The sequence below is a fragment of the Lacimicrobium sp. SS2-24 genome (assembly GCF_002201535.1).
Lineage (GTDB): Bacteria > Pseudomonadota > Gammaproteobacteria > Enterobacterales > Alteromonadaceae > Lacimicrobium.
On sequence record NZ_NIWW01000001.1, the window covers coordinates 89,669 to 109,709 of the forward strand.

A 20,041-nucleotide genomic window follows, 5' to 3' on the forward strand; every position below is an offset into this window, starting at 1 on the left:
GTGAAACAGACTGTCGATAACCAAGTGGGCAATGTGGCGATGGCTTATCTCATTTACAGGGGGATCTGTCGCTATTTGTGGGCACAGACTTACAAATCATAGGTTTTTGTGGCAAAAACGCAGGTCTAAAACTCTACATAATAACGAAAACGCAAAAGGCAGGTGACTGTGAACAGATGTAAATTAACTACCCTAAGCCTTGCCATATTACTGGGCCTTAACTTCAGTGCTCCGGCCATGGCACAGAGCGAACAAACGGATAGCAGCCCTGAAAAGCAGGAATGGGACGTACTCAACCCACCGTTTGAGTTTGATACGGTCAATATTGAAACCGATGAAACCACCTGGTCGAGTCTGGATATCGCTCCTGACGGAGCGTCTTTTGTCTTCGATATGCTCGGCGATATATACACTGTGCCTGTTGCAGGTGGAGAGGCCCGTGCGCTGACTTCAGATTTTGCGTTTAACATGCAGCCGAGTATCAGTCCTGATGGGCAACGTATCGCGTTCATATCGGACCGGGATGGCAACACGAATGTGTGGACCATGAACCGGGATGGCAGCGATCTGAAACAGGTGACCAGGATTAAAAACGATTTGGTTCACTCGCCGAAGTGGAGTCCGGATGGCCAATACATCACGGTAATGAGAGGGATTGTATCCCGTCGTAGTATTCCGGCAGGTGAAATCTGGGTATTTCATCATGCTGGTGGTGAAGGCTTACCCATTGCCAAACGTGATGGAGGGGAGCATGAACAGAAAAATACCGCCGATCCGGTATTCTCTCCTGACGGTCAATACCTTTACTACACCAAAGACATCACCGCTGGCAGTGTTTTTGAGTATAACCGGGATCCTCTCAAGAGCATTTTTGCCATTAACCGCTATGAGCGGGAAACCGGTGAAGAAATTACGCTGGTCAGTGGTACGGGTGGGGCGGTAGTGCCGACGCCATCACCAGATGGTAAAAAACTGGCGTTTGTCCGCCGTATTCGTGAGAACACCGCGTTATTTATCAAAGACCTGCAAAGCGGTGAAGAAACGCCCGTATATCGTAACCTGGAGCGGGATATGCAGGAAGGATTCGGCTCTGAGGGCTACTATGCTTACTTTGACTGGACCGCTGACAGTGAGGAAATCCTGTTTTGGGCCGGGGGCAAATTTAAGCGTCTCGATGTCACCACAAAGCAGGTGACGGAGGTACCGGTTACCGTCAAAGCGCAGAAGAAAATTGCGAAAGCACTGCGCTTTGACGTGGATGTGGCTCCGGATGAATTTGATGTGAAGATGATTCGTTGGGCGCAGAAGTCGCCGGATGGTAAACATATGGTGTTCCAGGCTCTGGGAAAACTGTATATCAGGAATATGCAAACCGGAAAACAACAACGCCTGACGGATCAGAATGAGCACGATGAGTTTTATCCCCGTTTCGCTAATGATGGCAAGCACATTGTTTATACCACCTGGCATGATGAAAAGCTCGGTGCGGTCAGGGTCATTCCGGCGCGCGGCGGTAAAAGCAAAATAATCACCTCTGAGCCCGGCCATTATTCAGAACCCAGCTTCAGCACCGACGGCAAACAGGTGACCTACCGCAAGTTCACTGGCGGATACCTGCTCTCACCCAAATGGTCGTTGGAGCCAGGGTTGTATGTGGCCGATCTTGATTCCGGCGAAAACACAAAAGTATCGAGCTCTGGCTTTGCACCGCATTTTGCTGGTGACAATGAACGGGTATATTTCACCGACTACACCCCGGGTAGCAACGCCACGCAGCGTAAGCTGGTCAGTGTCAATTTGCAGGGGCAGGACAAACGAGAACACCTTGACGGCAACAATGAAGTGGTTGAATTCAGACTGTCTCATGACAAGCAGTGGGTTGCCTTTACCTATCAGTATAATGCCTACGTTGCCCCTTATGCTGAGACGGGAAAGTTAACCTCAGTGGGGCCCAATATGACCTCATTACCCGTCAAACAAGTGTCCGCCCGTGCTGGAGAGTATCTGACCTGGCGTGCCGATAATCAGGCATTGTCCTGGCATCATGGGGCACTGTTTTTTGAACGTGAACTCAAAGATGCTTTTGCCTTTATTAAAGGGGCCCCTGAAACTTTGCCTGAACCCATGGTGCAGGGAGTGGATTTATCCTTCACTCAACAGGCTGATAAGCCCGATAGCCTCAAAGCGCTGGTTGGAGGAACGCTGGTCACCATGCGGGATGCCAATAATCGTCAGGAAGTCATCGAAGATGGCGTGATTGTGATTCAGGACAACCGCATTAAAGCGGTGGGTAAGCGCTCAGAGGTCATTGTGCCGAAGGCGGCGCAGATCATCGATATCAGCGGTAAGACGGTGATTCCTGGCCTGGTGGATGCACACGCCCACGGGTCACAGGGAAATAATGAAATTATTCCACGTCAGAACTGGCGTAACTATGCGGATCTGGCCTTTGGTGTGACTACGGTTCATGACCCTTCAAATGATACCACTGAGATATTCTCTGCGTCGGAGCTGCAACGCGCCGGCCATATACTGGCACCCCGCATTTACTCAACCGGTACCATTTTATACGGGGCAAACTGGCCCGCATATAAAGCCATCATTGACGATCCTGATGATGCCACTTTCCATTTACAGCGCCTCAAAGATGTAGGGGCCATTTCGGTGAAAAGCTATAACCAGCCACGCCGAGATGTGCGCCAGCAAATCGTGGCGGCGGGCAAAGCGTTGGGGATTATGGTCGTGCCCGAGGGGGCAGGACGCTTTTTGTATGATTTGACCATGCTGGTGGACGGTCATACGGGGCTGGAGCATTCTATTCCGTTAAATCAGGCCTATTCTGATGTGACGCAGCTTTGGAAAGCCTCAGGTTTTGGTTACACCCCCACTTACGTGGTGACCATGGGCACCATGATGGGAGAGGAGTTCTGGTACGACCGTACCGAAGTCTGGAAGAATCCCCGTTTGCTTCGTTATACGCCCCATTTTATGCTGGATAGTCGTGCTATCCGCAGGCCCACTGCGCCCGATGAACAATACCATCACTTCTCGGTAGCGAAATATTCTAAGCACCTTCGCGACAATGGCGTCAGTGTTCATATTGGTGCTCACGGACAGCGTCCGGGACTTGGTGCGCACTGGGAATTATGGCATATGCACCAGGGCGGCTTTACACCCTGGGAAGCGTTACGTGGCGGTACGATAGACGGAGCCCGTCATTTGGGGATGGATAAGGATATTGGCAGTCTCGAAGCCGGCAAACTTGCTGACATGGCGATCATTGATGGCGATGTGCTCAATGATCTGAGTCGCTCAGAATATGTTACCCATACCGTTCTTAACGGGCGTATTTATGACACCAAAAGCATGAACGAGTTGGGCACGCAGAAACGCCGTGCACCGTTTTTCTTTGAACAGATGAATGTGTCTGCGATGCCTCAGCAAACCGAGGCAGAACTGGAAGCCAAGGCGCAGCGGCATCATTGGGTGCACTAGTTACGTTGTTTTATTGCATTAAGGCGGCTTCGGCCGCCTTTTTTGTTTTGGCAAGGTGAAGTATTGAAGGATTCTGATAAAGAGGGCGTTTTGTAATCGGACCGTCCCGGGACTATGCTCAATAACACTATCATTTTTGAGAAGTGAACGACTTTGAATGACCTGTTCCGAGCACTGATCGTCTTTTCCTTTTCTGCCCTGAGCTTCGCGGACCCCACTTTTCGGGTGGTGACGGAAAATCATCCGCCGGTGCAGTATCTTCATGAAAACAATATTGTTGGGCCGGCAACAGAGGTGGTCAGAGATTTACTCAAACGCTCTGGCATTGACGCCGATATTGAGATGATGCCCTGGGCCAGGGCGTATCACTTTGCCCAGACTGAAGCGAACGTCTTGATATTTTCAATGTTCCGCACACCCCAAAGGGAGAACAAGTTTCACTGGATCACGACGGTCAGTGAACATCAGGTGGCGGTGCTGTCATTGTCAGACAGGGATGATTTGCAGTTCACCGAGTTGTCTGATGCCAAACCCTATCTGTTTGCTGTTATCCGCGGTGCCTATTCATTGGAGTATCTCAAAAGCGCAGGTTTTTCCGAGGAAGAAAACCTGTTTGTTGCAGCAACAATGAATGAACAGGTGAATTTGCTGCTCAAACGTAAAGTGGATCTGCTTTTTACGGACCCAGCAACGGTAGCCTACCGCCTGAAAGAACTCGGTTTGCCGCCAACCAGAATAAGAACTGTATTGGCATTACCTGAACTTTCTCAGGGTTTGTATCTTGCGGCGAGTCTTCAGACATCACCTGAATGGGTTGAAAAGCTCACGGCCCATGCTCAGAAGCTGCATAGTGAAAGGGAACATGCCTCTGCAAAATAAGACCATTGAGCCGGATTAGCAATAACCCGGCTTCACCGGTTGCTATCTTGAATGTCTGCCCTCACTATGCGGTCATCTCATTGAATCAAATATCACAAAAGGACGTGTCGTTAGTATGCGGTCTAATAGTCTTTGTGCACTGGGCCTGTGCCTCTCTCTTATCCTGAGCACTGCTGCCTCATCAGAGCTGTCAAAGTCAGTGACGTTGGTCACCAATGACGACTATTTCCCTTATGCCCATGAATCTGTTCCCGGTGGTGGCTGGTCCAAAGCCATCGTTGAGGCAGTGTTTGATGAAATGGGGATAGATACCGAAACACATAAATTGCCCTGGAGCCGCGGCCTGATGTGGACCGGGCAGGGCAAGTATCTGGGCACCTATCCTTATATTTATTCGGCTGAAAGAGCGGAGTCTTTTTACTATTCTGTGCCGATTAACAGAGTGCCGGTAAAGCTTTATGTGTCCAGAACATCAGGTATTACTGACCCGGAGCATCTGCATGGTAAAAGCCTGTGTTTGCCACATGGATATAGTAAAGCGGGTGTCTATGCGTACTTAACAGAGCGTTGGAACATGGTAATGCACAGAGCTCAGGATGGAGTAGGGTGCTTTCTTCAGGTAGAAAAAGGCTGGAGTGATGCCGGCCTGACCAATGGGTATTTGTCTGAACCAAATAATTTAGCGCGTTTTGACATGGATTCCAGTCTGGCCATTTTACCTATTGAGCTTGATTCAGAGGCTTTACATTTTCTGATTTCCAAAGATTATCCCAATGCGAGCGTCTGGGTTGCGCGCTTTAACAACGCTTTGGACAAGATAACCGAAACCGGGAAGCGGGCCAGAATAGACGCGCACTATCAGCAATGGCTGAGCCGTTAAGTTTCCCAGGGCATAAAAAAGCCCCATCAGGATGAATGGGGCCTTTTTTGTTTCATTGTCTATAGCTGACAGGGCAGGCAATACGCGTAGGCACCTTTGGGGTCATTCAGGCGGGCCATCGCATCGTATTCTGATACCAGTTGTTTAACCAGTGACAGTAAATGACTGTCCTGTTGACTGTCCAGAGCGCCACCGAGTACCACCGATGCCGCGCCAAAGAATTCCTGCCAGAACTTTTCTTTGGCAGAAAGGTCGCGTTCCACATACTCACTGTCGTATTGGTCAATATTGGCGAGTTTCGCTGCAGCGGCCACGGCATCTTCGAGATATCCCAGGTTATCGACCAATCCCAGGTCGAGAGCCTTCTGACCAATCCATACTCGTCCCTGGGCTATGTCATCGACCTGCTCTTTTGACATGTCCCGCTCGCGAGCAACAAGGGTAATAAACTGGTCATAACCATGCTCGATACTGCGCTGTATGACATTACCAATCTTTGGATCCAGTGCTCTGGTCGGACTGAAGCCGGCAAATTCGGTGGTACCCACGCCATCAACGTTAACACCCAGATAATCCAGCGTGTTTTCGTAGGTCATGAACATGCCGAAAATACCAATGGAGCCGGTGATGGTGGACGGAGCCGCCCAGATTTCATCTGCCCCAGCGGATATCCAGTAACCACCGGACGCAGCATAGGTGCTCATCGATACCACTACGGGTTTGCCCGCTGCTTTAAGTTGCTCCACTTCCTGGCGAATGACTTCTGAGGCGAAGGCACTGCCACCGGGGGAGTCTACGTGCAGAACCACAGATTTTATATCGTCGTCCAGGCGCGCCTTTCGCAGCATTCTGGCTGTGCTGTCGCCGCCAATGCTACCGGCTTTCTGATTGCCATTTAAAATAGCCCCTTTGGCCACCACAATGCCCACCTTATCGGTGTCGCTGCTGCTTGGGATAAAAGGCATTTTGATGACACTCAGGTACTGTTTGTAGGTAACGTGGTTGTAGCCCCTGGATGTTTTATTATCGCCGGATATTGCCGAGAACTCATTGCGGATTTCCTCGCGTGTGCGCAATCCATCGACCCACTTATTGGCCAGCGCATATTGGGCGAAATCACCCTGTGCGGCCTCAAACTTGGTCATGAAGGCATCAACCTGTTCATCAAAATTATTGATGTCCATATCCCGGGCGGCGGCGACATCTTCTTTATACTGTTGCCATAGTGCGCCCAGCCAGGCCTCATTCGCTTCTCTGGCAGCATCGGACATGTCATCACGGATAAAGGGCTCTACAGCAGATTTAAAGGTTCCCACCCGGAACACATGAGTCGTGGCCTTAATTTTTTCCAGCATGGATTTGAAATACATGCGATAACGGCCGTAGCCGTCTAATAACATGCCGCCCATAGGATTCATGTAAACATGATCGGCGCGGCTGGCCAGATAATACTGATTCTGCGAGTAGTAATCGCCGATGGCGTATAAGGGCTTACCACTGGTCTTAAACTCATCCAGTGCCGTACCGAGTTGCTGTAGCTTATCCAGCCCGGCACTGCGCAGACCTTGCAGATCAAGCACCAGGGCCTTGATGCGGTTATCCTGCTTGGCATTATCAATGGCAAAGATCACGTCTCGCAGCAATACCTCAGGATTTTCTTCTTTCTGGTCAAAGGCCTCTTGCATGAACTTTTCAAACGGATCAACAGCGGTCTCCTGAATCACCAGATTTCCATTGAGATTAAGCACCAGCACAGCTTCGTCAGGGACGGTCACTTTGCCGTCATCGGAAATAATGGCGATCAGAATAAAGGCCGCGAGGGCGAGAAAGATCAGATTGAAAAACAACTTGCGGCTGAAATTCAGTACGGTCCAGATGCCGCTGAACAGTGCCTTAGTAAAACTTTTGCCTGTGGCCATAAAACTACTTCCTACAATTTAGTGACGCTATCCTATCTAAAGTCCTGAAGATACCCAAACAGCAAATGTAAATTTTTATGTCTTTTCAGGCCAGACAGATCACTTTGCGCACACCTGTGCGCCCAATAGCGGGTGAAATTTTATTCGGGAATAGGTTAGACTGGTAACAGATTAGACCAGTTGAGAAAGCAATGAGTAAGCATCCTTTGTATCCAAACCTGTTGTCCCCGCTGGACTTAGGCTTTACACAATTAAAAAATCGCGTGCTGATGGGCTCCATGCACCTTGGCCTGGAAGAAGAAAAAGGCGGCCCTGAAAAGTTAGCAGCCTTTTACGCTGAGCGGGCAGCCGGAGGCGTAGGCCTCATCGTCACAGGCGGGGTGAGCCCCAATCGCCAGGGCTGGGTGTTCCCGTTTGCATCCAGAATGAGTAAGCGTTCCCACGCTAAAGAGCACCAGGTGATCACTGAAGCGGTGCATGCCCATGGCGGTAAAATCTGTATGCAGATTCTCCATACCGGGCGATACGGCTATCATCCCATTGCCGTCGCTCCTTCAGCTATAAAGGCGCCCATTAATCCGTTTAAACCCTGGGAGATGACCAAACTCGGCATACGCAATACCATCAAAGATTATGCTACCAGTGCGGCTATGGCCAAGATGGCGGGATATGATGGTGTTGAAATCATGGGCTCTGAAGGCTATCTGATTAATCAGTTTTTATGCCCGCGCACAAATCAGCGCAGCGATGAATGGGGAGGCAGTTTTGAAAACCGTGCTCGCTTTGCGGTAGAAATCGTAAAAGCCGTGCGTGATAAAGTCGGTAGCGATTTTATCCTGATATTCCGTTTATCCATGCTGGATCTGGTGGAAGGCGGCAGCGAGTGGAGTGAAGTGGTGGCGCTGGCGAAAATACTGGAAGAGCAGGGGGTTACCCTCATCAATACCGGTATCGGTTGGCATGAGGCAAGGGTACCTACCATCGTGACATCGGTGCCCAGAGCCGCGTTTACCTGGGTAACCGAAAAAATGAAACAGGAGGTCAGCGTACCGCTGATCACCACCAATCGAATCAATATGCCCGATGTGGCAGAAAAGATTCTTGCTGATGGGCAGGCAGACATGGTGTCGATGGCACGGCCTTTCCTGGCAGATGCCGAATTTGTGAATAAGGCTGAGCAGCAGCGGGCCGATGAAATTAATACCTGTATTGCCTGTAATCAGGCCTGTCTTGATCATGTGTTCAAGAAAAAGCAGGCCTCTTGTCTGGTGAACCCCAGAGCCGGATATGAAACCGAACTGAATTTCACACTGACGAATCATAAGAAGAAACTGGCCGTTGTTGGTGCAGGCCCCGCGGGAATGGCGTTCAGCTGTTATGCGGCGGAGCGCGGACATGAAGTGCATCTGTTTGATAAAGCCGATGAGATAGGCGGTCAGTTTAACTATGCCAAGCAGATCCCCGGCAAGGAAGAATTCTACGAGACGTTACGTTACTTCACCCGCCGTATTGAGATTACCGGCGTCAAGTTACATTTGAACAGTCCTCAGACGGCGGAAAGTTTGCAAAAAGAGGGATTTGACCAGGTAATTCTGGCAACCGGAATCGTGCCTCGGCCTCTGGACTTACCCGGTGTGGATCATCCTAAAGTGCTCTCATATCTGGATGTGCTCAGAGATCATAAACCTGTGGGCAAAAAAGTCGCCATAGTCGGTGCCGGGGGCATCGGCTTTGACGTGGCTGAATACCTTGCAGAGCCTGAATCGTTGACCAAAGAACCGGATCACTGGATGAAATATTGGGGCATTGATAAAGCCTACACTCAGCGTGGTGGCCTCACGGAGCGGGAAATAGATAAAACGGAACGGGAAATCTGGCTGCTACAACGTAAAACCAGCAAAGTGGGCAAATATCTTGGGGCAACCAGTGGTTGGGTGCATCGTAAAACACTGCAAAGCCACAATGTGCAGATGGTGCCGGGTGTGACATACAAAAAAATTGATGACAGAGGACTGTTGATCGAGGTGAATGAGCAGGAAAAGTGGCTGGAGGTGGATAATATTATTATCTGTGCCGGCCAGATTCCTCAGCGAGAATTGCAGCAAAGCCTGGAGCAGGCGGGTATCGTGACCCATCTTATCGGTGGCGCAGATGTAGCGGCAGAGCTGGATGCGAAAAGAGCCATCCGCCAGGGTGCGGAATTAGCGGCAAGGATTTAAACGTCATATGTATGGCCGTGAAAGGCCATACATATCGCCTTAATTTATTTGTCTAATCAAGACCTTAGCTTTATAGTGTAGTCACGATAAAAGCGATAGGTAAAGTGCGTTGCGTGTTCCATACCAACTGCTAACCACCACCATCCTGTTTCTTATGCTGTGGCAGGTGGATGCCCGCGAGTTACGTGTTGTGACCGAGGACCTTCCACCTTATCAGTTGGTCGAAAATGGCCAGGTGACCGGTGGTCTGTCTTATCACATCATGCAGGAAGTACTCAGGCGCGCCGAGGTTGATCCTGTTCATGAGGTGATGCCTTGGGCCAGAGCCTATCGTACCGCCCTGGAGCGCGACAATACGCTGATTTATTCCATGATCCGCAGTGACAAAAGAGAACCGCTTTTTCACTGGATAGGCCGGTTGCAACGCATTGATTATCAATTTTATGGGCTACGCAGCAACCAACAATTGCACGTTAACACGGTGGAAGATGCACTCAACTATACGGTGGTGTCGATACGTAATAGTTTTGAAGCCTCGTCATTAAAACAACTTGGGTTTGAACTGGGACGTAATCTGATCCTGGTGGTGGACTATGCGTCGGCCTGGGAAATACTCGAACTCGGCAGAGCCGATCTTATTTTCGCAGATGCGGCGACGCTCACCTCTATAACCTCTGATCCGGCGCTATTCAGCAAATATGGCGATAGGGTAAAAAGTCGGGATCTGTATGTGGCGGCCAATCTCAACACCCGTCAAAGCCTGATTTCAGAACTGAGAAAAGCGTTTGCCAGTGTTAAGTCTGATCCTCAGTTTTCGCATTTGTTTGATATCAGTTCAACATCAACAACTACACAAAGCGTCGACCCTCTCTGAAAGAGAGCAAGCTGGAATCAGATAAACTCTGAACGTCAGCAACAATTAACCTGGGTGAGATTTTATTGGGTCAGACATTTGCCTGATTCCCCCTGATTCAGGGAAATCGATTCAAACGGGCTCTCTACCTGATAATACAATGACAGAATTTTCCACTGCGTTCCCAGACGGAATAACTGAATACTGTTGACGCCGGTAAAATCAGGCTTTTTAGCGTCTTTGTCAGTGCGCGACTCCACTACGCTGTAAATGGTGGCGAAACGGTCATAAACCTGCACATGCCGGTATACCTCACACTCGTAAAAACCGTAATCACGAATGGTTTCCAGGCCTGACAAAAAAGAAGAAGCTTCAACCTTATTCAATGTTGCGTGTTTATCAGTATAACGTGCCCCGAAAACCACTGCGTCCGGGTGAAAGAGTGTTCTGAGTGTCTCGACATCGGTGGCTTCATTCGGACCATGGCTCAGCCCCCGCCATAATTCAGAGGCAACGGACTCAGCAGAGCCATTGTCTGCACTGGCGGTTCCGACAGTAAATAAAAACAGTATAAGAAGTCGTTGCATAAGAGTATTGGGTGTTTTTGGATTCGGGAAAGGTTCACCATTGTGACAGCTTTAAATGTGGGTTTGTATATTAGCCAGAGGGTTTTGCCGCGATATGGAGTCGGTTAGTCGTCTAGTGTTACCGATTTATCTGTATATTAACCTTGGGTGAAAGCGTTAATTTGTAAAAATGTATGGTTAGATTTATAGTCCTGATAACCTCTGAATCATAGGGTCGTCGCCATTTTGTTTAACTGTTTCAAAGTGCTGAGTGTGCTTGGCATTTTGCTCGCTGCACAGGGCGTCAGCAGTCAGGAAATCCGTCTTCTTACAGAGCACCTTCCTCCCTACCAGGTGGCTGAGCAAGGAGAGGTAGTCGGGGGCTCCTCGTATCAGATAATGCAAGAGACCTTTAAGCGCGCTGAAATTAAGGTGCGGCACGAAGCGATGCCCTGGGCGAGAGCCTACAGGACCGCGCGCAACCTGCCGAATACTTTTATCTACTCGATGGTAAAAAGTGCCGAAAGAGCGTCGCTGTTTCACTGGGTAGGTCTTTTGCACACTCAGCACTACTATTATTATTCGCTACGGGAAAACAACACCATCAGCCTGTCAAATATTGACGAGGCCAGAAACTATATCGTGGTGTCGGTGCGCGACAGCTTTGCAGCAAACAGCCTTCAACGTCATGGGTTTGAGCCAGGCCGAAATCTTATTTTGGTGGTAAGTTACCAGGCAGCGGCAGAGATGTTGAAATTGGGGCGCGCTGATCTGATTTTCTCTAATGAGGCGGCGCTGCGTTCAGTTGATAAGGTACCTTCCCAATTCAAGTCCCATGGTGATGTGGTGGAAACCCGAGCGTTATATGTGGCGGCTAACATCGACTCGGATCCGATGCTTGTTGATAGAGTGGCACGTGCTTTTGCCAGCGTAAAAGCCGATCCGGCTTTTGCTAATCTCTTTGATGCCGGCGATTAGGCTGTGTTGTCCAATTCAGGCAAGATGTTGTTCACTTCCATCTCATCCTGACACCGCTTGGTTACCAAAAGGATTATCCGCTAATGCCGGTATTATTGTACAACGTGCAATTTAATCAGGTTGCTTCTCCGGCAGAGAACCACTGTCGCCTACCTCCTTCATCATCAATTCATTTACTTTACCGGCATCCCAAAGGGCTTTGAACTGTTGATTAAATCGAGCTTTCAACGTATTGCCCTGATCGTTTGCGGTGAATGCAAAATACACTGGTAAGCCCCCGGTTTTCTAAATACCTTTAAGCTTCTGACAATACAGCTGCTCGCAGTGAACTGGAGACCGTTCGCCATTTGTATCATGTTGTTGCTGAGATTGACGCCATTCTGATAAAGTTTCAGGCGGCGTTAATACCCCCGTTTTTTATCCTCCTCAGACTGGTATTCAAGAATATCTCCGGGCTGGCATTGCAGCACGTCACAAATCCGCTCCAGTGTCGCGAAACGCACTCCTTTAACTTTACCAGTGCGCAGCAGCGACAGATTTTGCTCGGAAATTCCGACTTTCTCAGCCAGCTCCTTTCCACGCACTTTTCGCTTCGCCAGCATGATATCCAGATTAACAATTATTGGCATGTTACGGATCCTAGATAAACTGACTGTTTTCTTTTTCCAGCTCTCCGCCCTTAAGCAGCAGGTTGCTCATCACCCATAAAATCATCGCCAGGGCAATGACCTTAACTTCGCCGCTGCCAACCATCAGTGAGAGCATTTTTTGTCCGGGAGGATGATTAAAAGACAGCAATACACTGGCAAGAGCGAAATGCAGCGGTTTGGCCAGTGCCTGTGCAAACAACATGATGGCAAACAGGCGCAGGTGGCGGCTGTTACTGTGGTTAAACAGCTCACCTTTGGCGAAGTTGGCAAAGGCCCGACGCAAAAAATACAACCCTGTCAGACCGATGCCAATATAGCCCACAGTTAACAGCCACAGGCTGTACCACTGGGTATCTGAGACCGTTTGCCATTGTATGGGTAAATTCAGATTGCTTCTGGCCAGACTGGCAAAAAGCTCAATATCGAACAACAGGTACAGCCCCGCGACTGGGGTGAAGAATAGCAATGCCGAGCAGCCGTGTGCGATGAATAAGGAGAATTGACGAGTCATAATAAATCCGCTTGACGTAAATGTTTAAAGTTAATAAATTAATGTTTTACGATAATTTGTCAAGAGGGATTTAAACAATGAGCAACCGAATTTACCTCAGCCTGGTGATGGCTCTGATACTGGGGCTGTACACAACCCGTGTCCCGGCACTGACGGTACAGCAGTTTTCCGATATCTGTGCTTCAGCACCTGGTGAATGTAGCGACCTGCCTGTTATTCAGGCCTATGTGGGTGGGGCACTGGACTTGCTGGCCACCCTTGATGAACAAACGGAGTATCTTGAAACACTGTATTGCAAAGAACCCAAAAAGCTGTTTGATATGGCGGCCATTGTACGTTTTATGCAGCAACAGCCTGAGCAATTTGCGAACAGTAATGCGATGTTGCTGTTAATCCACTACGTTGAAAAAAATGGCGGCTGCGAGAAATGATGAAACTAAAGTGTGGTGTATGGATATTGCTACTTGGCGTAGCCGGATGCAGTAACAAAGGCATGTATGACAACCTGCGCATTCATCAGCGTCATCAGTGCCTGGAAGAACCACCGCCGGCTTCTGTTGAATGTTTGCAGCGCACCAATAAGTCTTTTGAGGAGTACAAGCGCGAACGGGAAGAGGCGCTGAAACAGTCCTCAAAAGAGTAATAAACCAATACAGTGCATACTTTACTGCCAATATAAAAAAGCCGCGGAAATTCGCGGAGGTATAGTGTAAGGAAATTTTTTCCCACCTGTATAGAGTGATTATACCTAACCATAAATAGACAAGCCGTTATCTGGAAACAGGTAGCGGCTTTTTTAATGTGTAGCCAAAACTCGACGTTTAAGACTTAACAGTCCAAAAATAAAGGAGATTTGCTTTTTACTTGTTATGTCGAAGTCAATGATGGATTTCTGGTCTAACTAGAAACGTATTTTTTGTGAAATATTGGGCCGTTAAGACGTCAGTGATATTTTATCAAATTACAGAAGTGGAAATTTCAGGATAGCGTTTTAGGGTAAAATCAAAGGGCTGTTTGCAGACATAACTGTTTGTGAGGATTTAGTCTCCTAAGAGCGAAAAAGGGACACACAATATTATCTGATAGTGTTAGGTTAGGTCATTTTTCGACCCATTTTCGGACATTTGTCCGATATGTTGCGATACTCCAAAGCGGACCCAAGTTGCCAAATTCTGAAACGTTCTAGCTTAGAATGAAAGCTGAAACTTCCAAACACTTTAAATCGCCTCATTGCCTAAACAGCTTCCAGTGGTCTCGCTTAAGTTCGCGTATTTGCAATGCCTTAGCTTTCGAGTTCGACCAGGGTGCCACTCATGTCAAACGGGTTGCGACTTTCATGTAGCTTTACGCCAGCGACCCATTATTGTGAAATCCAGCCGTCGTAGAGCTAACCTTGGTCAAGTCGGCTGGGGATGCTTGCGCAGCGGCACTTTCCAGTCGTTCAAGGTTGCTGCGCGCCAAGTCCATTCCAGCATTCCATAGCGGTATCGTGCATACCACCAATGCGCGAACAGGATTTGCAATCCAAAAAATGCGATTGCGAATAAAACTCTCTGTTGCGTGTTCCACACTTCAGCCATTCCCAGACCGAACTGATACAAGATGGGAACGGCGATTACAGAATGGGCGACGTAGAGCGTAAGCGTCATCCGCCCGGGACCTTTGAACAGGCCTACGAGCCACTGCACTGGCGAGTTCCACAAGAGCGCCAAGAGCCCGATTTGTGCTGCTATTCCGCTGATTCCTATCCACTGGAAGAGGATTGCGCGCTCGGTAAAGGGTCCGATCGCAAACTCTGCGCCTGATGGTGAACCGGGGACCATCGGCTTCACGATGAATTCGAGGATCGCGAAGATGGTGCCGGCAATGAGAACCAGTGCTAATGCAATCCCACGATTTTTCGCAAGGTTGGCGAAGAAGCCTGTCCGCTGGATGACAACGCCAACGGCAAACAGTCCGGCAATCTCGCTTACCCTGCCAAACGACCAGTTTATCGACCACTTGACGAGGTTGCCCTCGATGAGATTGGCACTGATTAGTTCTCCCAAGCTACCGTTTCTGAAAACATCCCAAAGACCGGAGCTCGTATAATAGGGCTCTGACGCGGCAAAGGCATTGCCCAAATGAGCCAGTAGCCACTGGATGAGCAGCGGTATTTGAAGGAAAAACAGGCCCGCAATTACCATCAGTGCATAATTGCTGCGAACTCTGTCCAGTGGGATGAGTAGAAGACCCAGAAACGCGAGCAAGCGGAGTATCTCAGGGGAATACAGCAGCGAGTGGACAAATCCGATCGCCAGGAGGAGGAAAAGTCGCCATGCGAAACGGCCGGTGAAATCGACGCCGCGTGCGCGCTGATTGGCCATGATGGTTGCGAAACTGAACCCGAAAAGAAGCGCGAATATCGCGAAGGCCTTGCTTCCGAAGAGAAAGAAAATGGCCTGGCCCCACGGATCGTCAGTCCCTCGCGACAGACCGACACCAAATGCTTCAGCCGCATGCACCATGAGCAAGCCGAATAAAGCGAAGCCGCGTAGGGCATCGACGAATTCAATGCGTTCAGGCTGAACCTGTACTTTGCATGCGACGTTCATCGAAATCATCTCTGCCTGTTTTTCCGATACGGTCTAGAGTATAAGACGGATTAAAGCTATTTGCTACAGCTTGTGACAGCTGTCTTTTTGACTAGATTGGTTTGTTGAAATGTCGAATTGTGGAAGTTTTGTGTGGCGTATTAGTTTCCAATTTGATGAGTAGATAGGTCATTTGTTCAGGGAATGGGTAGTTAAAACGCGAATGCCCCACCTTATAATAGCGTTTTTCTTTACTCTTGCAGTAACGGGAGTCTACACCCCAAAAGTTGAAGTCACGTTGGGTGGTGAAATAGAGTGGTAAGCTATGACTGCTTTTGCCGCGCAAGCGACGTCAACTAGATGGGTTCAATGATTGTACCCGAGTATAAATATGAAATGATCATACGGCCTGATTTCCTTATTTAATTCTAAAATGTCAGATTTTTGAGAAATTATTATACCGTTTCCAGTGTGTTTATTGGTCATTATTTGAACTGACAGCCATAAAAAAAAGCCGCTACCTGTTTTCAAGTAACGGCTTTCTAATTAGTGGGTATGTGTAATCACAGTATACAGGTGGGAACAAAATTCCCTTACACTATACTCCCGCGAATTTCCGCGGCTTTTTCTTGGTCGTTCCTGCCTGGCAGAGGCAGGGGACTCGTGCTCTGACTCGTCAGAGTTTCAGAGCACGTCAGCGCTCAGCTTTACTGGCCTAAACTTGCCGGTTTGCCTGCCGGAGCATTGGCCTGATTACTCAGGCTTGACTGGCTGGCCGCTTTACCGGACTTTTTCAGACCCTGGCGCTGTTCATTGTCAATGGCAGAGATAGTGATTTCGTTAAACTCATCGCTCAGACTCAGGGGTTTGGCCATAGGGTGAGACATAAAGCTCACCTTTTTCATTGGCTTTTCAGAGCGCACCTTGTCTGGTGTGCTATCCGCTTTGTCGTCTGCGCTTTTTTCTGTCTCAGCACTGACTGCAGCTTCAGCTTTATTCTCGGCGGTATCAGCAGGCGCTGGTGCAGATGACGTCTGTGCGGGCTGTTGTGTCTGAACATCAGTCTGTTCAGGTGCATTAGCCTGGGCAGGCTCTGTTGCTTCAGAGTTTAGCTCGGGTTTAGCAACTGCTTGTTCGTCAGCTTTCTCATCTGAAGGTTCAAGCGCAATCTCCACCTGTTCAGGGTTTTTACGTCTAGGCTTACGCGTGGTCTTCTTCGCTTTAGCAGCTTTTGGCGCTTCATCTTTAGCAGGTTCAGCCTGTTTCGTGGCATCTGATACCGCAGCTTCTGAGGCAACCTGCTCTTGCTTATCAGCAGGCTGGCTGTCATTGCTATCGGCCTCATTGGCAGGCTTGGTGCCGGCTTTGGGTGAAGCTTTTGTTACCTTAGCCTCAACCTGAGCGCTGTCGTCGTTTGTCTCATCGGATGCCGTGTTGGCATCCGCGACAACTTTCGTTGTTTGCGTGCTTTGGGCCTCAACCGCCTTAGCGGTATTGTCAACTGGGCTCACCTCTTGCACCGTATCAGTTTCAGCGTGCTGCTGTTCCTGTACCGGTTGTTCTCCAGCAGCCTGAGGCGACGCTGACGCATCACTTTCCAGTGGTGCTTGTTGTCCTTCAGACTGCTGTTCTTCCGTCTGGTCTTTACGACGTTTCTGACCCGCTGCGCGGATGTGTCGGGGTGAACGACGGCTGCGGTTGCGCCCGCCCTCGGTTTTCTCATCCCCGGCTTTTTCAGCATTCTGATTCGCCTGAGCGTCGCCAGTAAGTACTTCATTTTCACTTTTCTCGGCTGGCGCAGCGGCTTTGCTCTGCTCGACCGGCTGTTTAGGCGTCGGCTTTGATGCCGGGTGTTGCGCCTGTTCGGCTTCCACTGCGGCTGGTTGCTGCTCGTTAGTGGTAAGCTCTTGTTTGTCCTGCACTCTTACGCTGCGTCTTTTATCACGGCGCTTGCGACGTTCTGCCAGTTGTTGCTTCTGTGGCTCCTGATTGTCATTGCGCTCCTGAACTCGGGTAGTGGCCTGTTCTTGCTTTTGAGGTGCCGCGTTTTTCTTCTGCGTATCCTGCGTTTCAGTCTGCTCCTTACGGGGCTTACGGGCAGCCGGCTTGCGATCCTGCTGACGCTCTGACTGAGGCTTACCTTCCTGAGGTTTGCCACGTCGGCCATCATTGCGGCGACTGGTGTTACGGCCTCCGCGAGGATTTCGGGTTGTCTCTTTACCCTTAGTGTTTTTGCGCGCTGTAGAGGACTCAGCAGGCTCTTCTTTAAGTAAATCACCCAACCACTTGCCAAAACGAGCTAACAAGGAGGGGCCCTGTGGTTGGCTTTGCGCTTCCGGAGCTTTTGCTGCAGGAGGCGCTTTGGGTGGTGCAATCAGGGTTTTCAGCGCAGGCTCTTCTCTGGCAGGCATGGTGCTGCTGGGGCGATCCGCTTCAATGGTTTTGACTTCGTCTAATTCAATGTTGTAACTGACATCGCTGATCTGATCGTCAGCGCGATGACGAGAAACACGGTAATGAGGGGTTTCCAGATTGGGATTAGGAATAATCAGCAAATTAACTTTGTGACGCTGCTCAAGTTGCGCCACTGAAGCACGCTTTTCATTGAGCAGGTAAGTGGCCACGCTGACCGGAACCTGGGCCTCAATCTGACCGGTATTGTCTTTGATGGCTTCTTCTTCCATCAGACGCAATACTGACAGTGCCAGTGATTCAGTGCCGCGCACGGTGCCATGACCATCACAGCGCGGACAGACATGATGCGCTGATTCACCTAATGAGGGACGCAGACGCTGCCGTGACATTTCCAGCAGACCAAAACGTGAGATCCGACCTAACTGAACCCGTGCTCTGTCCGGACGTACCGCATCGGTTAAGCGTTTTTCAACTTCGCGCTGATGGCGTACCGGGCCCATATCGATAAAGTCGATAACAAACAGACCGCCGAGATCCCGAATACGCAGTTGGCGGGCAATTTCGTCGGCCGCCTCAAGGTTGGTGTTCAGCGCCGTTTCTTCGATATCGCCGCCTTTGGTAGCCCGCGATGAGTTGATATCGATGGAGGTCAGAGCCTCGGTCTGATCAATGACGATAGAGCCACCGGAGGGCAGGCGCACATCACGTTGAAAAGCAGACTCAATCTGGCTTTCAATTTGATAATGGCTGAACAGGGGAACATCACCCTGATAGCGTTTTACACGGTTAGAAAAGTCCGGGCGCACCAGCTCAATATGCTGTTTGGCCAGTTCGAAGATCTTCTCATCGTCTACCAGAATCTCACCGATATCGCGACGAAGGTAGTCGCGAATGGCGCGGATAATTACGTTACTTTCCTGATGGATCAGAAACGGAGCAGGGCGTGACTCAGAGGCTTCTTTAATAGCACTCCAATGGGTCAGCAAAACACTGAGATCCCATTCCAGTTCTTCAAAAGATTTTCCGACGCCTGCGGTGCGTACAATCAGGCCCATGCCATCAGGCAGGTTGAGCTTATTCAGTGCTTGTTTGAGCTCTGTGCGCTCATCGCCTTCGATGCGTCGTGAAATACCACCGGCTCTGGGGTTATTTGGCATTAACACCAAATAGCTGCCAGCCAGGCTGATAAAGGTCGTCAGTGCTGCACCTTTTTGACCGCGCTCCTCTTTGTCGATTTGCACGATCACTTCCTGACCTTCTTTGATCGCGTCTTTTATCTGTGGACGACCTTCGAAGTTGTAACCTTTGGGGAAGTAAGTGCGGGCAATTTCTTTTAGGGGGAGGAAGCCGTGACGCTCTGCGCCGTAATCAACAAAAGCCGCTTCCAGGCTGGGTTCAACCCGGGTTATTTTGCCTTTGTAAATATTCGATTTTTTCTGTTCATGACCGGGACTTTCTATGTCCAGATCATACATTTTCTGCCCATCTACCAGGGCAACACGCAACTCTTCTTGCTGGGTTGCGTTGATTAACATTCTTTTCATATTGTGACTCGATAGGTATCGATCACTATCGGCGAACAGTACACCACCAATCTAGCATTGAGTGGCAGTCTCCCGACTGGCAGGTGGCTCTAGCCTGAGCAAATTCTCTAATTGTTCAACTTATATTACTTGCCAGGCTTGTCTGGCCGGGCAGGTGTCTAAACTGGTCTTATGCTGTGCTTCGATAGCAATCTGGTAATAATAATTTGGGTGTATCGCCTGGGTTTTGCTGTGTCTGACTTAAACGAACTATTACACTCTTCGCAGCCGACCTGTTTCGCTCATTGTTACGCGTGTTATCGCTGTTGCGTACAAAACCCCATCTGCAATCTGGCAGAGCTGGCCTGTTTCAGGGCCAAAAGCGTAAGGATTATCGCACGTAACCCTTATCACAGGCAAGTTAATAAAACCCCTTGTTATGGGCTGTATTGACAGCGGTTGTGACATTAACCGGGATGAATTGCTGCTGAGTTTTACTGCTTTCCCCTGTAAACGGGCTTAACGTGCCGATACGGGGCATGTAACAGTCTGAAAAATCAGTTCAAAAAGCGTCGTAACC

At 49.5% G+C, this 20,041-nt stretch carries 15 protein-coding genes; 8 read left to right on the forward strand and 7 right to left on the reverse strand.

Translation table 11 applies throughout. The annotated features are described in order from the left end of the window. Nucleotides 1–237 precede the first annotated feature (237 nt). From CCY32_RS00315 to CCY32_RS00325, 3 genes are all read left to right on the forward strand, one after another. Complete coding sequence (locus tag CCY32_RS00315; protein WP_088329197.1) at nucleotides 238–3,495, forward strand: amidohydrolase family protein; 3,258 nt, start codon at nucleotides 238–240, stop codon at nucleotides 3,493–3,495. A 153-nt stretch (nucleotides 3,496–3,648) separates the two neighbouring features. Continuing rightward, a complete protein-coding gene (locus CCY32_RS00320) occupies nucleotides 3,649–4,374 on the forward strand; it encodes a transporter substrate-binding domain-containing protein (RefSeq protein ID WP_088328372.1) in 726 nt (241 codons plus the stop codon). Between the two features lie 115 nt (nucleotides 4,375–4,489). Further along, nucleotides 4,490–5,254 carry a transporter substrate-binding domain-containing protein gene (locus tag CCY32_RS00325; protein ID WP_088328373.1) on the forward strand — a complete coding sequence of 255 codons (765 nt, stop codon included), beginning with the start codon at nucleotides 4,490–4,492 and terminating at the stop codon, nucleotides 5,252–5,254. Between the two features lie 59 nt (nucleotides 5,255–5,313). Here CCY32_RS00325 and sppA read toward each other — a convergent pair whose 3' ends face one another. After that, the gene (gene sppA, locus CCY32_RS00330) at nucleotides 5,314–7,173 is read right to left on the reverse strand and encodes a signal peptide peptidase SppA (protein ID WP_088328374.1); all 1,860 of its coding nucleotides are present in this window, start codon (nucleotides 7,171–7,173) and stop codon (nucleotides 5,314–5,316) included. Nucleotides 7,174–7,364: 191 nt separating this feature from the next. Here sppA and CCY32_RS00335 point away from each other — a divergent pair, with 191 nt between their 5' ends. Both CCY32_RS00335 and CCY32_RS00340 read left to right on the forward strand, forming a co-directional pair. Beyond that, complete coding sequence (locus CCY32_RS00335) at nucleotides 7,365–9,392, forward strand: NADPH-dependent 2,4-dienoyl-CoA reductase (protein ID WP_088328375.1); 2,028 nt, start codon at nucleotides 7,365–7,367, stop codon at nucleotides 9,390–9,392. A gap of 109 nt (nucleotides 9,393–9,501) precedes the next feature. Beyond that, complete coding sequence (locus CCY32_RS00340) at nucleotides 9,502–10,266, forward strand: transporter substrate-binding domain-containing protein (protein WP_088328376.1); 765 nt, start codon at nucleotides 9,502–9,504, stop codon at nucleotides 10,264–10,266. 62 nt (nucleotides 10,267–10,328) lie between these two features. On the opposite strand, the gene CCY32_RS00345 is transcribed toward CCY32_RS00340, so the two are convergent. Then, nucleotides 10,329–10,832: a nuclear transport factor 2 family protein gene (locus CCY32_RS00345; RefSeq protein ID WP_088328377.1), complete on the reverse strand. Its 504-nt coding sequence runs from the start codon at nucleotides 10,830–10,832 to the stop codon at nucleotides 10,329–10,331. 252 nt (nucleotides 10,833–11,084) lie between these two features. On the opposite strand from CCY32_RS00345, the gene CCY32_RS00350 reads away from it, so the two are divergent. Continuing rightward, complete coding sequence (locus CCY32_RS00350; protein ID WP_168171389.1) at nucleotides 11,085–11,789, forward strand: transporter substrate-binding domain-containing protein; 705 nt, start codon at nucleotides 11,085–11,087, stop codon at nucleotides 11,787–11,789. Between the two features lie 111 nt (nucleotides 11,790–11,900). Here CCY32_RS00350 and CCY32_RS17150 read toward each other — a convergent pair whose 3' ends face one another. The 3 genes from CCY32_RS17150 to CCY32_RS00360 all read right to left on the reverse strand — a co-directional run bounded on the left by CCY32_RS17150 (nucleotide 11,901) and on the right by CCY32_RS00360 (nucleotide 12,950). Next, a complete protein-coding gene (locus tag CCY32_RS17150; protein ID WP_168171390.1) occupies nucleotides 11,901–12,056 on the reverse strand; it encodes a hypothetical protein in 156 nt (51 codons plus the stop codon). 134 nt (nucleotides 12,057–12,190) lie between these two features. Continuing rightward, a complete protein-coding gene (locus CCY32_RS00355) occupies nucleotides 12,191–12,418 on the reverse strand; it encodes a helix-turn-helix transcriptional regulator (protein WP_088328379.1) in 228 nt (75 codons plus the stop codon). Nucleotides 12,419–12,428: 10 nt separating this feature from the next. After that, nucleotides 12,429–12,950, reverse strand: coding sequence for a DUF2975 domain-containing protein (locus CCY32_RS00360; RefSeq protein WP_088328380.1), 522 nt, complete (start codon nucleotides 12,948–12,950; stop codon nucleotides 12,429–12,431). Nucleotides 12,951–13,027: 77 nt separating this feature from the next. Here CCY32_RS00360 and CCY32_RS00365 point away from each other — a divergent pair, with 77 nt between their 5' ends. Next, entirely contained in the window at nucleotides 13,028–13,381 is a 354-nt protein-coding gene (locus tag CCY32_RS00365; protein ID WP_088328381.1) for a hypothetical protein, read from the forward strand. Further along, on the forward strand, nucleotides 13,378–13,593 hold the full coding sequence (locus CCY32_RS00370) for a hypothetical protein (RefSeq protein WP_088328382.1): 216 nt from the start codon (nucleotides 13,378–13,380) through the stop codon (nucleotides 13,591–13,593). Before CCY32_RS00365 ends, CCY32_RS00370 begins: the two co-directional genes overlap by 4 nt. A 754-nt stretch (nucleotides 13,594–14,347) precedes the next feature. Here the strand turns inward: CCY32_RS00370 and CCY32_RS00375 are convergent. Then, nucleotides 14,348–15,553 (reverse strand): DUF418 domain-containing protein, encoded by a 1,206-nt coding sequence (locus CCY32_RS00375; RefSeq protein WP_088328383.1) that lies wholly within the window; start codon nucleotides 15,551–15,553, stop codon nucleotides 14,348–14,350. A 677-nt stretch (nucleotides 15,554–16,230) separates the two neighbouring features. Continuing rightward, entirely contained in the window at nucleotides 16,231–19,482 is a 3,252-nt protein-coding gene (gene rne / locus CCY32_RS00380) for a ribonuclease E (RefSeq protein ID WP_210401661.1), read from the reverse strand. Nucleotides 19,483–20,041 lie beyond the last annotated feature (559 nt).